The 12104-nt window shown below is 61.8% G+C and carries 10 protein-coding genes; 9 read left to right on the top strand and 1 reads right to left on the bottom strand.

The window, feature by feature from the left end; genetic code table 11:
- The first annotated feature begins 352 nt into the window (after nucleotides 1-352).
- From folP to phoR, 9 genes are all read left to right on the top strand, one after another.
- On the top strand, nucleotides 353-1132 hold the full coding sequence (gene folP / locus PCO31010_RS06235) for a dihydropteroate synthase (RefSeq protein ID WP_246184482.1): 780 nt from the start codon (nucleotides 353-355) through the stop codon (nucleotides 1130-1132).
- Nucleotides 1133-1245: 113 nt separating this feature from the next.
- Complete coding sequence (gene glmM / locus PCO31010_RS06230) at nucleotides 1246-2589, top strand: phosphoglucosamine mutase (protein WP_150663406.1); 1344 nt, start codon at nucleotides 1246-1248, stop codon at nucleotides 2587-2589.
- Between the two features lie 464 nt (nucleotides 2590-3053).
- Nucleotides 3054-4088, top strand: coding sequence for a phosphate ABC transporter substrate-binding protein PstS (gene pstS / locus PCO31010_RS06225; protein WP_150578124.1), 1035 nt, complete (start codon nucleotides 3054-3056; stop codon nucleotides 4086-4088).
- Nucleotides 4089-4227: 139 nt separating this feature from the next.
- The gene (pstC, locus tag PCO31010_RS06220; protein WP_150663405.1) at nucleotides 4228-5202 is read left to right on the top strand and encodes a phosphate ABC transporter permease PstC; all 975 of its coding nucleotides are present in this window, start codon (nucleotides 4228-4230) and stop codon (nucleotides 5200-5202) included.
- 2 nt (nucleotides 5203-5204) lie between these two features.
- Complete coding sequence (gene pstA / locus PCO31010_RS06215; protein ID WP_150663537.1) at nucleotides 5205-6101, top strand: phosphate ABC transporter permease PstA; 897 nt, start codon at nucleotides 5205-5207, stop codon at nucleotides 6099-6101.
- 71 nt (nucleotides 6102-6172) lie between these two features.
- Nucleotides 6173-6955, top strand: coding sequence for a phosphate ABC transporter ATP-binding protein PstB (gene pstB, locus PCO31010_RS06210; protein WP_039397158.1), 783 nt, complete (start codon nucleotides 6173-6175; stop codon nucleotides 6953-6955).
- Between the two features lie 21 nt (nucleotides 6956-6976).
- On the top strand, nucleotides 6977-7684 hold the full coding sequence (gene phoU, locus PCO31010_RS06205) for a phosphate signaling complex protein PhoU (RefSeq protein ID WP_039397160.1): 708 nt from the start codon (nucleotides 6977-6979) through the stop codon (nucleotides 7682-7684).
- Nucleotides 7685-7737: 53 nt separating this feature from the next.
- A complete protein-coding gene (gene phoB, locus PCO31010_RS06200) occupies nucleotides 7738-8439 on the top strand; it encodes a phosphate regulon transcriptional regulator PhoB (protein ID WP_010805263.1) in 702 nt (233 codons plus the stop codon).
- A 113-nt stretch (nucleotides 8440-8552) separates the two neighbouring features.
- A complete protein-coding gene (gene phoR, locus PCO31010_RS06195) occupies nucleotides 8553-9893 on the top strand; it encodes a phosphate regulon sensor histidine kinase PhoR (RefSeq protein ID WP_150663404.1) in 1341 nt (446 codons plus the stop codon).
- 75 nt (nucleotides 9894-9968) lie between these two features.
- Here the strand turns inward: phoR and ppk1 are convergent, their stop codons facing one another.
- On the bottom strand, nucleotides 9969-12083 hold the full coding sequence (gene ppk1 / locus PCO31010_RS06190) for a polyphosphate kinase 1 (RefSeq protein WP_150663403.1): 2115 nt from the start codon (nucleotides 12081-12083) through the stop codon (nucleotides 9969-9971).
- Nucleotides 12084-12104: the final 21 nt, after the last annotated feature.

Here is a 12104-nt window from a genome sequence, read left to right as displayed (position 1 = left end):
TCACGAACGTGGATTTCGTTGTTACCGAGTGTTTCCGTCGTCGATGTGACAGTTGAATCCGGTAACATTACGGCCATATGGGGCGTCCGGTACACCGGGCGCGTCGGCCCGACCCGCACTTCAGTCGTACGGGCCGCGATATGGGTTTTATTGAGCTACGAGCTTCCGAATGTCCACCGAGCAGTCGCAATCCCTTTCTTCGTCCGCGCAGGCAGCGCACACGGGCGTTCCTGACGCACAAAGCGTCACCGACGACATCGTCCTTCCGGCGAGCGCGTCCGAGGTGCCCGTCAAACCCGACACGCTGGCGCTGGGGCCGCGCTTCCGGCTCGACGCGCGCCGCGTTCACGTCATGGGCATCCTGAACGTGACGCCCGACTCGTTCTCCGACGGCGGCAAGTTCGTGGCGCGCGACGCAGCACTGCGCCACGCGGAGCAGCTGATTGCCGATGGCGTCGACATTCTCGACATCGGTGGCGAATCCACTCGTCCGGGCGCAGAGGCGTTGCCGGAAGACGCGGAGCTCGAACGCGTCGTGCCTATCGTCGAAGCGTTGCGCGATTGCGGCGTGCCGCTGTCCATCGACACCTACAAGCCCGGCGTGATGCGCGCAGTCCTGGCCGCTGGGGCGGACATGATCAACGATATCTGGGGCTTCCAGCAGCCGGGCGCGCTCGAGGCCGTGCGCGACAGCGAGGCCGCCCTGTGCGTCATGCACATGCTGCACGACCCGAAGACGATGCAGGATGCCCCGATCTATACGGACGTGGTGACCGAGGTCGCGGCCTTCCTCGATGGCCGTGTCGATGCGATGCTTGCCGCCGGTGTTGCGCCGACGCGTCTCTATCTGGACCCGGGATTCGGTTTTGGCAAGAATCTCGCCCATAATCTCGCCTTGCTCAAACATTTGCGCGTGCTGTCGCGTGACGGTTTGCCCTTACTCGTCGGTATGTCGCGCAAGCGGATGCTGGGTGAAATCACCGGACGTCAGACACCGCAGGAGCGCCGCGTGGCGAGCGTTGCGGCGGCGATCTGCGCAGCGCAACGGGGCGCTGCGATCGTGCGCGTGCACGACGTCGCCGAGACGGTCGATGCGCTCAAGGTCTGGCAAGCCGTGCGCGATGCCGAGTAAGTGTGCAAACCGCATACGCGACATACGCAGCAAAAAAGCCGCTACAAATAACGAATGACGCGCACGCCTGAAGAGTCAACCGGCGCGACGCGTCAACTGGGAACGATGCAACGATGAAACGACGCTATTTTGGGACCGATGGGATTCGCGGCACGGTAGGTGAGAGCCCGATTACGCCGGAGTTCGTACTGCGCTTGGGCTACGCCGCCGGACGCGTGCTCGCGGGTAATCAGTCCACAGGCCGCCCCACGGTATTGATCGGCAAGGACACGCGTGTCTCGGGCTACATGCTCGAAGCGGCGCTCGAAGCCGGTTTTGCCGCCGCAGGCGTCGATACCATGCTGGCCGGGCCGATGCCCACGCCCGCCGTCGCTTATCTCACGCGTGCGCTGCGTCTGGCCGCGGGCGTGGTGATCAGCGCATCGCACAACCCGTATCACGATAACGGCATCAAGTTCTTCTCCGCAGACGGCAACAAGCTGCCGGATCAGACCGAACTGGCCATCGAAGCCGAACTCGATAATCCGATGACCTGCGTGCGCTCCGAGCAGCTCGGCAAGGCGCGCCGTCTGGATGACGCCGCAGGCCGCTACATCGAGTTCTGCAAGAGCACCTTCCCGAACGACTTCGACCTGCGCGGCATGAAGATCGTGGTCGACTGCGCCAATGGCGCGGCGTATCACATCGCCCCGCACGTGTTCCACGAACTGGGCGCCGAGGTCATTGCCATCGGCAATCAGCCGAATGGCTTCAACATCAACGAAGACTGCGGTGCGACCGCGCCGGATGCACTCATGCGCGCCGTGCGCGCCAACCACGCCGATCTGGGTGTGGCGCTCGACGGTGACGCCGATCGCCTTCAGATCGTCGACAGCGCAGGGCGTCTTTTTAACGGCGACGAACTGCTGTATCTGCTCGTCAAGGACCGGCTGGAGAACGGTGGCGTGGCCGGTGCGGTCGGCACGCTCATGACCAATATGGCGGTCGAAGTGGCGCTCAAGGGCTTGGGTGTGCCGTTCGTGCGTGCAAAGGTGGGTGACCGCTACGTGCTGGAGCAGTTGTACAAGCACGGCTGGCAGATCGGCGCAGAGGGCTCGGGACACATTCTGTGTCTCGACAAGCACACCACGGGCGACGGCATCGTCTCGGCACTTCAGGTGCTGGCCGCGATTCGCCGCGCGGACAACAAGCCGCTGGCCAAGTTGCTCGAAGGTGTGCGTCTGTTCCCGCAACATATGATCAACGTGCGTACGCCGGCCGGTTACGACTGGCAGGCCGATACCCGTCTGAGCGCCGAGCGCGAGGCCATCGAGGCAACGCTGGGCGATGCGGGGCGAGTGCTTATCCGCGCCTCGGGCACCGAGCCGGTGTTGCGCGTGATGGTCGAAGCGCGCGACGAGTCGCAGGCGTCGGCCTTCGCTCAGCAACTGGCGAACGTCGTCAAAACGGCCGCGTAATTGCCGTAATAAGTGCAGTAATTGCCCTCAGGCGACGCCCTCAGCGGCGTCGCCTGCCTTCCTGAAGCCTCCCCGCGCGAACGCACTGCGCACCTCCTTGGGTTTCCTCCGCAGGCTCCCTACCATCATGGCAATCTGAGCGGTCGACGTTCACATTTGTGACAACTGCCTGAGATTCGTCAGACCATTTCCGACACCGATCCGTCACTGTCACGGCGCTGACATAGGCTGAAAATAAGGGTTTCCGACTGCCTGATTTTCACTGGGAATCCTCCGAAACCCGCGCCAATCAACGATCTTCGCAAAATTGTCATGAACGCCGGAATCCGCATGCAATGTGACGATTCCGGGACGACTCCGTGACATTGGTATTGTGAGCTTTCGAAAATGACACATTACTGTCACATTCGGAATCTATTCTTCGAGCCATCCACACGCTGTACCACACCAACTCGGAGAGATCCATGAAGCTGATGAAGACTGCGATTGCCGGCCTGGCTGGCGTTCTGTTCGCCGCTGGCGCGATTGCGGGCGAGATTACGGGCGCAGGCAGCACGTTTGCCGCACCGATCTACACCAAGTGGGCTGACGCCTATCAGAAGTCGACCCAGAACAAGGTCAACTACCAGGGCATCGGTTCGTCGGGCGGCATCAAGCAGATCCAGGCCAAGACCGTCGATTTCGCCGGTTCGGACGCCCCGCTGACCGATGAAGAACTCGCCAAGCAAGGCCTGTTCCAGTTCCCGACGGTTGTCGGCGGCATCGTGCCGGTGATCAACGTTCCGGGCGTGAAGGCTGGCGAACTCGTCCTGTCGGGCGAAGTGCTGGGCGACATCTACCTGGGCAAGATCAAGAAGTGGAACGATCCGGCCATCGCCAAGCTGAACCCGAAGGCCAAGCTGCCGGATACCGACATCGCCGTGGTTCGCCGCGCCGACGGTTCGGGCACCAGCTTCGTGTTCACGAACTACCTGTCGAAGGTCAACGCCGAGTGGAAGAGCAAGGTCGGCGAAGGCACCACGGTCAACTGGCCGACGGGTACGGGCGGCAAGGGCAACGATGGCGTGGCCGCCTTCGTGCAACGTCTGCCGGGCGCGATCGGCTACGTGGAATCGGCCTACGCCAAGCAGAACAAGCTGACGTACACGGCCCTGACGAACGCCGACGGCAAGACCGTTGAGCCGACCGCCAAGACGTTCGCCGCTGCCGCTGGCAAGGCTGAATGGTCGAAGACGTTCTACCAGATCCTGACGAACGAAAAGGGTGCGGATTCGTGGCCGATCGTGGCTGCCACGTTCGTGCTGGTTCACCAGAAGGCTGACGCTGGCAAGGAAGCGCAAAGCGCCGACGTGCTGAAGTTCTTCGACTGGTCGTTCAAGAACGGCGCCCAGACGGCTCAGGAACTCGACTACATCTCGCTGCCGGAAGACGTCCTGAAGCAAATCCGTGCTGGCTGGAAGGCGAAGGTTGCCGAGTCGGCCTCCAAGGCTGGCGTCTAAAACGCTTTGCATGAGGCACCGGGCGATGCAACGTAGCGTTGCCCGGCACCTCGAAACCGGCAATATCCGCGCCGCCTGTTCCGAAGCCCGAATCGATATCTGGCAACGGCTGGCGGCGCGCTCACGCTGAGACGACATCATGGCAGAAGCCACCAGCCCCCTCGCATCATCGGGCGCGCAGCGCGCTCCGTCTTCCCTGGGCGATTTTCTCTTCGCGCTGCTCACCCGCGCCGCCGCCGTCATTACGCTGCTCCTGCTCGGTGGCATTATCGTGTCGCTGATCGTCAGCGCACTGCCGTCGATCGAGAAGTTTGGCTTCGCCTTTCTGTGGACGAAGGAATGGGATCCTCCCGCAGAACAATTCGGCGCGCTCGTGCCCATCTACGGCACGATCATCACGTCGGTCATCGCCCTGATTATCGCGGTGCCGGTCAGCTTCGGCATCGCCCTGTTTTTGACTGAACTCTCGCCCGTGTGGCTGCGTCGCCCGCTGGGCACCGCCATCGAGCTGCTGGCTGCGATCCCGAGTATCGTCTACGGGATGTGGGGCCTGCTGGTCTTCGCCCCGATCTTCAGCCAGTACTTCCAGAAGCCGCTGGGCGCGCTGCTCGGCGGTGTGCCGATCATCGGCGCACTGTTTCAGGGCCCGCCGCTCGGTATCGGTATTCTGCCCGCCGGCGTGATCCTCGCGATCATGATCATTCCGTACATCGCCTCTGTCATGCGCGACGTGTTCGAAGTCACGCCCGTGCTGCTCAAGGAGTCGGCTTACGGCATCGGTTGCACGACCTGGGAAGTGATGTGGCGCGTGGTGCTGCCCTTCACGAAGACGGGTGTGATCGGTGGCGTGATGCTGGGTCTTGGCCGCGCGCTTGGCGAGACGATGGCGGTCACGTTCGTGATCGGTAACACGAACCTGCTCGACAACATTTCGCTGTTCTCGCCGGGTAACAGCATTACTTCGGCACTCGCCAACGAGTTCGCCGAAGCGGGTCCGGGGCTGCATACGGCTGCACTGATGGAACTCGGCCTGATCCTGTTCTTCATCACCTTTGTGGTGCTGGCGCTGTCCAAACTGATGTTGCTGCGCCTCGAGAAAAGCGAAGGTAAATAATGATGACCCAACAAGCGCTCGAATTGGAAACGCCCGCCGTGAAGCCCACCGACGCCTTCACCCGCGTGCGTCTGCAAGCCTATCGCCGCCGCAAGAACATGTTCGCGATCGCCATGTCGCTTGCGGCCATGGCCTTCGGTCTGATCTGGCTGCTGTGGATCCTCTACACCACGCTTTCGCTGGGCATCGGCGGCCTGTCGCTGTCGCTGTTCACCGAAATGACGCCCCCGCCGAACACGGCCGGTGGCGGTCTCGCCAACGCCATCGCAGGCAGTCTGGTGATGGTGGGGGTTGCAACGCTGGTCGGCACGCCGCTGGGCATTCTGGCCGGTGTGTATCTGGCGGAGTACGGTCAGAAGTCGTGGCTCGCGAGCATTACGCGTTTCATCAACGACATTCTGCTGTCGGCCCCGTCGATCGTGATCGGTCTGTTCGTCTACGCACTGGTGGTCGCGCAGATGGGCCACTTCTCGGCCTGGGCAGGCATCATCTCGCTCGCGCTGTTGCAAATTCCGATCGTGATCCGTACCACGGAGAACATGCTCAAGCTGGTGCCGAACAACCTGCGTGAAGCGGCCTTCGCACTGGGCACGCCGAAGTGGCGAATCATCGTAAAGATCACGCTGAAGGCGTCCATCGCCGGTATCGTGACGGGCGTGTTGCTGGCCGTGGCGCGTATCGCGGGTGAGACAGCACCGCTGCTGTTCACGGCCCTGTCGAACCAATTCTGGTCGATGAACCTGAACCAGCCGATGGCCAACCTGCCGGTCACCATCTTCAAATTTGCCATGAGCCCGTTTGCCGAATGGCAATCGCTCGCCTGGGCGGGCGTATTCATCATCACCCTCGGGGTGCTGTTCCTGAACATTCTGGCGCGTACGTTGTTCGCCAAGAAGTAATCGGCAACTTCGAACGACATCACGCGACCATAACGCGACGACCAACGCATACCTGACGGTTGAGACAGACCATGACGAACCCGACTCAAGAAATCAAGCTGCCCTCGAAGATCGAAGTCAAGAACCTGAACTTCTTCTACGACAAGTACCACGCGCTCAAGAACATTAACCTGCGCATTCCCGACCGTAAGGTGACGGCCTTCATCGGCCCGTCGGGTTGCGGCAAGTCGACCCTGCTGCGCACGTTCAACAAGATGTACGCCCTCTACCCGGAGCAACGCGCCGAGGGCGAGATCAACATGGACGGTGAGAACCTGCTGACCGCCAAGCAAGACATCGCGCTGCTGCGCGCCAAGGTCGGCATGGTGTTCCAGAAGCCGACGCCGTTCCCGATGTCGATCTACGACAACATTGCGTTCGGTGTGCGCCTGTTCGAAAAGCTCTCGCGCTCGGAAATGGACGATCGCGTGGAGTGGGCCCTGACGAAGGCCGCGCTGTGGAGCGAAGTGAAGGACAAGCTGCAACAGTCGGGCTACGGCCTGTCGGGCGGTCAGCAGCAGCGTCTTTGTATCGCACGCGGTATCGCGATTCGTCCGGAAGTGCTGCTGCTCGACGAACCGTGCTCGGCACTCGACCCGATTTCCACGGGCCGCATCGAAGAACTGATCGCCGAACTCAAGGACGACTACACGGTCGTGATCGTGACCCACAACATGCAGCAGGCCGCACGTTGCTCGGACTTCACGGCGTATATGTACCTGGGCGAACTGATCGAATTCGGCGAGACCGAAAAGATCTTCATCAAGCCGGACCGCAAAGAGACCGAAGACTACATCACCGGCCGTTTCGGTTGATGCCACGAGGAAACCCGCGACATGAACGATAAACACCTTTCCAGCCAGTTCGATACCGACCTGAATCAGGTTTGCTCGCGCGTCCTCGAAATGGGCGGCCTGGTCGAATCCCAGATCGTCACGGCGATGCAGGGCCTGAACACGTTCGACCGCACGCTGGTCGACGAAGTGATCTCGAACGAGCATCGTCTGAACACTCTGGAAGTCGAGATCGACGAGGAGTGCAGCAAGATCATCGCCCGTCGCCAGCCGACTGCGCGTGACCTGCGTCTGCTGCTGTCGATTTCGAAGACGATCACCAACCTTGAACGCGCTGGCGACGAGGCCGAGAAGATCGCCAAACGTACCCGTCACCTGCTGGAAGACGGCGCGGCGCAAAGCGTGAATTTCGCCGAAATCAAGCTCTCGGGCGAGATGGCGGCGCAACTGCTGCGCCGTACGCTCGACGCGTTCGCGCGGCTGGACATCGTGGCCGCCGCCGAGATCGTGCGTGACGACAAGGCCATCGACAATGAATTCCGTGGCTTCGTGCGAAAATTGGTGACGTACATGATGGAAGATCCGCGGACCATCTCCGCCGGTCTGGACTTCCTGTTCATTGCCAAGGCTATCGAGCGTATCGGCGATCACGCGAAGAACATCGCCGAATTCATCATTTACATTGTCAAGGGCACCGACGTCCGGCACATTTCGCGCGAAGACTTGCAGCGCAAAGTGCAAGGCGAATAAGGGATTGAGGCGAATAAGACCGCCCGACATTACTGAAGGTTTGAGAGGAACCGATGCCTAGCAGCATTCTGATCGTGGAAGACGAGCCGGCGATTTCCGAGCTGATCTCCGTTAACTTGCAACACGCGGGTCACTATCCGATTCGGGCGTACAACGCTGAGCAGGCGCTCACGTTGATCAGCGACGTCCTGCCGGATCTCGTTCTGCTCGACTGGATGCTGCCTGGCAAGTCGGGCGTGACGTTCGCGCGTGAGCTGCGTGCGAACGAGCGCACCAAGCACGTGCCCATCATCATGCTCACTGCGCGCAGCGAAGAGCAAGACAAAGTGATGGGGCTCGAGATCGGTGCGGACGACTACGTCACCAAGCCGTTCTCGCCGAAGGAACTGATGGCGCGCATCAAGGCTGTGCTGCGCCGTCGTGCGCCGCAGCTGACCGAAGACGTGGTGAGCGTGAACGGCCTGAAGCTGGACCCGGCCACGCATCGCGTGACGAGCCACCAGTCGAGCGGCGACATCAAGCTGGACCTCGGGCCGACGGAATTCCGTCTGCTGCACTTCTTCATGACGCACCCGGAGCGCGTGCACAGCCGCTCGCAGTTGCTCGATCAGGTGTGGGGCGATCACGTTTTCGTCGAAGAACGTACGGTGGACGTGCATATCAAGCGCCTTCGCGCTGCCCTCAAGCCGGCAGGCCACGATGCTATGATCGAGACCGTACGCGGCAGCGGCTACCGACTGACGAAGTCGGTCTGACGCGGCGGGGCGATCCGGTCAGGCTCACGGCCGGTCGACCCCGTCGAAAGCTGCCGTGCCCATGCCGCTCGCGTCCTCCCGGCGACGCGCGGCAAAATTCCTGTGCATCGTCTATGAATATCATCTGGGCCCGTGCGCTGGCGTTTCTGATCCTGCAAGCGGCCATTTCAGTGGCCGTCGGCTGGCTCTTTGGCGCAAGCGTGGGTTATGTCACCGCAGTCGCCCTGTTGGTGATTCAGCTTTTCTTCAACGTCTATCACGCCCAGCGCCTTTGGCGTTTGCTCGACGCCCCGGTCTATGGGGAAGTGCCGAGCGCTCTCGGGTTGTGGGGCGAAATCTATTACCGGCTGCACAAGCTGGCCAAGCGCTGGCATAACCAGGTCAAGCAGGTGGAACAACAGCACGCGCGTTTCATTCAGGCGATCCAGGCATCGCCCAACGGCGTGATCATGCTCGACGAGCACAATCAGATCGAGTGGTGCAATGCGATTGCCGAGATGCACTTCGGCATCGACGCCAAGCGCGATCTGCGTCAACAGATCACCCATCTCCTGCGCACCCCGGCCTTTGTGCATTACCTGTCGTCCGAACGCTACGATGAAGCGCTGCTCATGCATCACATGGGCGAGAAGCGCAACAACGTGCTGTCGATGCAGGTATTTCCTTACGGCGACAATCGCAAGCTGATCATCTCGCTCGACGTGACCGATCTTGAGCGCACCGACGCGATGCGCCGTGACTTCGTGGCCAACGTCTCGCACGAGCTGAAGACGCCGCTCACGGTGCTTTCCGGCTTTCTCGAGACGGTGGGCGAACTGCCGCTGTCCCCGGACGAGATCCAGCGCTACGTGGAAATCATGCGTCAGCAGGCGGGTCGCATGCAGAACATCGTGAACGATCTGCTCACGCTGGCGAAGCTCGAAGGCAGCGGCAAGCCGCCCTCGGACGACCGCATCGACATGGGCATGCAGATGCGTTCCCTGCGCGGCGACGCCGAAGGCCTGTCGCAAGGTCAGCACGTGATCGAAGTGACGGGGTCCGAGGGGCTCGATCTGCGCGGTGCGGAAGGCGAGTTGCATAGCGCGTTCAGCAACCTCGTGAGTAATGCCGTGCGTTACACGCCGCAGGGCGGCAAGATCCGCATCGAATGGGGTCCGACGGACGACGGCGGCGCTCGCTTCGCGGTGATCGACTCCGGGCTGGGCATTCCGGCCGAGCACATTCCTCGCCTGACCGAGCGTTTCTATCGCATCGACCGCAGCCGTTCGCGCGATACGGGCGGCACCGGACTCGGGCTGGCGATCGTCAAGCACGTGCTCACACGCCATCAGGCCGATCTGCGCGTGACGAGCGAGGAAGGGCATGGCAGCACGTTCGCCATCCATTTCCCGCCGACGCGTGTGGTGCATCGCGCACCGGTCGATACGCCGTCGGATGCGTCGGTGAATGGTTGACCTGTGACTTGTCGCTGAAATGAAGAAGGGGCTTTTTCGGCCCCTTTTTCAATGGTGAGTGCAAAGCCCGTCGGCTTAGTTACCCGTTTGCACGTGCTGTGCGATCTCCTGCATGAGCACCATCTGACTGTTGTACGGCGTCTTGCCCGCACGGCGGCGCAGGTAGCTGCCGTCCGGACGCATCAGCCACGACAGCACGTTGTCGCGCAGATGCACCATCAGCCCCTCGCGAATCACGCGGGCCTTCAGGCGCTTGTCGCGCACCGGGAACGCCACTTCCACGCGACGGAAGAAGTTGCGCTCCATCCAGTCGGCGCTGGACAGCATCACGTGCTCGTCGCCGTTCGCATAGAAGTAATAGATGCGATGGTGTTCGAGGAAGCGTCCGACAATCGAGCGTACGGTGATGTTTTCGGACAATCCCTTCACACCGGCGCGCAGCGAACACACGCCACGCACGATCAGGTCGATCTTCACGCCCGCACGAGACGCCTTGTACAGCTCGGCGATGATCGTCGGTTCCAGCAACGCGTTCATCTTCGCGATGATGCGTGCCTTCTTGCCTGCAGCGGCCGCTTCCGTCTCGCGGCGGATTGCTTCGAGCAGATGCGTGTGCATGGTGAACGGCGACTGCCAGAGGCCGTTCAGATGCGTCTGACGGCCGATGCCGGTCAGTTGCTGGAAAACGACGTGCACGTCGGCGCACAGCGCTTCGTCGGCCGTCATCAGGCCAAAGTCCGTGTACAAGCGTGCGGTACGTGGGTGATAGTTGCCTGTGCCGAGGTGGACGTAGCGCTTGAGGAACGTCTTCTTGCCCTGGCGCGTGCGACGCACCACGAGCAGCATCTTCGCGTGGCACTTGTGGCCGACCACGCCATAGACGACGTGCGCACTTACCGCTTCGAGCCGTGCGGCCCAGTTGATGTTTGTCTCTTCGTCGAAGCGCGCCAGCAGTTCCACGACGACCGTCACTTCCTTGCCGTTGCGGGCCGCTTCCATGAGGGCGTCCATCAGCGACGACTCGTTGCCGGTGCGATAGATCGTCTGCTTGATCGCCACCACGTCGGGATCGCGTGCGGCTTGCAGCAGCAATTCGAGCACGGGCTGGAAGCTGTCGTACGGATGGTGCAGCAGCAGATCGCCCTGATCGATGAGATCGAACATGGCAGGCGACGCGCTCATGCGCTTGGGCAGTGCAGGCACGAACGGCACGAACTTCAGGTCCGGGCGGTCGACCATCTCGGGCAGCGGCATCAGCCGCACGAGATTGACGGGGCCCTTCACGCGGTAGCAGTCCGAATCGGCGAGCCCGCATTCCGTCTGAAGACGGCGCACGAGGCGGGCAGGGGCGCCGGCATCGACTTCGAGGCGCACGGCGTCGCCGAGGTGGCGGGCCGGGAGTTCGCCCTGAAGCGCCGTGCGAAGGTTGGTGATTTCGTCTTCGTCGACGAACAGGTCGCTGTTACGCGTGACTCGGAACTGGTGGCAGCCCTTGGCGGTGAGGCCCGGAAACAGCTCGCTGGCAAAGCGCAGCATGAGCGAGCTGAGCAGCACGAAGCTGTTGGGCAGCGGAGCGAGCGCGGGCGGCATCGGTACGAGGCGGGGCAAGGCACGCGGGGCCTGGACGATGGCGAGTTCGGCGTCGCGGCCGAAAGCGTCCTTGCCTTCGAGTTCGACGGCGAAGTTCAGACTCTTATTCAGTACACGCGGGAACGGGTGAGCGGGGTCCAGTCCGATGGGCGTGAGCACCGGCACGAGTTCACGCATGAAGTAGTCGCGGGCCCATTCGACCTGCGCGTCGTTCCATTGGCCGGACGGGTGGAACGCGATGCCTTCGGCTTCGAGCAGCGGCAGGATGCTGTCGAACATGGCGTACTGCTTTTCGACGAGCGCTTGTGCCCGGGCGCAGACTTGCGTGTAAACTTGCTGAAAAGTCATGCCGTCCGGCGTGAGCATGCCCGGATTCTCGCGCATCTGCTCTTTCAGTCCGGCGACGCGGATTTCGAAGAATTCATCCAGATTGCTACTCACGATACAGACAAAGCGCAGGCGCTCGAGCAGTGGCGTGGCCGGATCGGCCGCCTGGGCAAGCACGCGTTCGTTAAACGCGAGAATGCCCAGCTCTCGGTTGAGCAGCGGGTAATTCATATTGAACGTGCGAAAGACATGGGATTGGCGTGAATTCTTCATCCGTATTGTTACAGTTATATG

This window comes from Pandoraea commovens (genome assembly GCF_902459615.1).
In the GTDB taxonomy this organism is placed as follows: Bacteria; Pseudomonadota; Gammaproteobacteria; order Burkholderiales; family Burkholderiaceae; genus Pandoraea; species Pandoraea commovens.
The sequence above is the reverse complement of the archived record's forward strand: the minus strand, read 5'-3'. Positions and strand labels throughout refer to the sequence as shown.

Coding starts and splice junctions, on each gene's coding strand:
- pstB (WP_039397158.1), top strand. CDS start 6,173: ATGACGAACCCGACTCAAGAAATCAAGCTGCCCTCGAAGATCGAAGTC.
- phoR (WP_150663404.1), top strand. CDS start 8,553: ATGAATATCATCTGGGCCCGTGCGCTGGCGTTTCTGATCCTGCAAGCG.
- pstC (WP_150663405.1), top strand. CDS start 4,228: ATGGCAGAAGCCACCAGCCCCCTCGCATCATCGGGCGCGCAGCGCGCT.
- pstA (WP_150663537.1), top strand. CDS start 5,205: ATGACCCAACAAGCGCTCGAATTGGAAACGCCCGCCGTGAAGCCCACC.
- phoU (WP_039397160.1), top strand. CDS start 6,977: ATGAACGATAAACACCTTTCCAGCCAGTTCGATACCGACCTGAATCAG.
- pstS (WP_150578124.1), top strand. CDS start 3,054: ATGAAGCTGATGAAGACTGCGATTGCCGGCCTGGCTGGCGTTCTGTTC.
- folP (WP_246184482.1), top strand. CDS start 353: ATGGGCATCCTGAACGTGACGCCCGACTCGTTCTCCGACGGCGGCAAG.
- ppk1 (WP_150663403.1), bottom strand. CDS start 12,083: ATGAAGAATTCACGCCAATCCCATGTCTTTCGCACGTTCAATATGAAT.
- glmM (WP_150663406.1), top strand. CDS start 1,246: ATGAAACGACGCTATTTTGGGACCGATGGGATTCGCGGCACGGTAGGT.
- phoB (WP_010805263.1), top strand. CDS start 7,738: ATGCCTAGCAGCATTCTGATCGTGGAAGACGAGCCGGCGATTTCCGAG.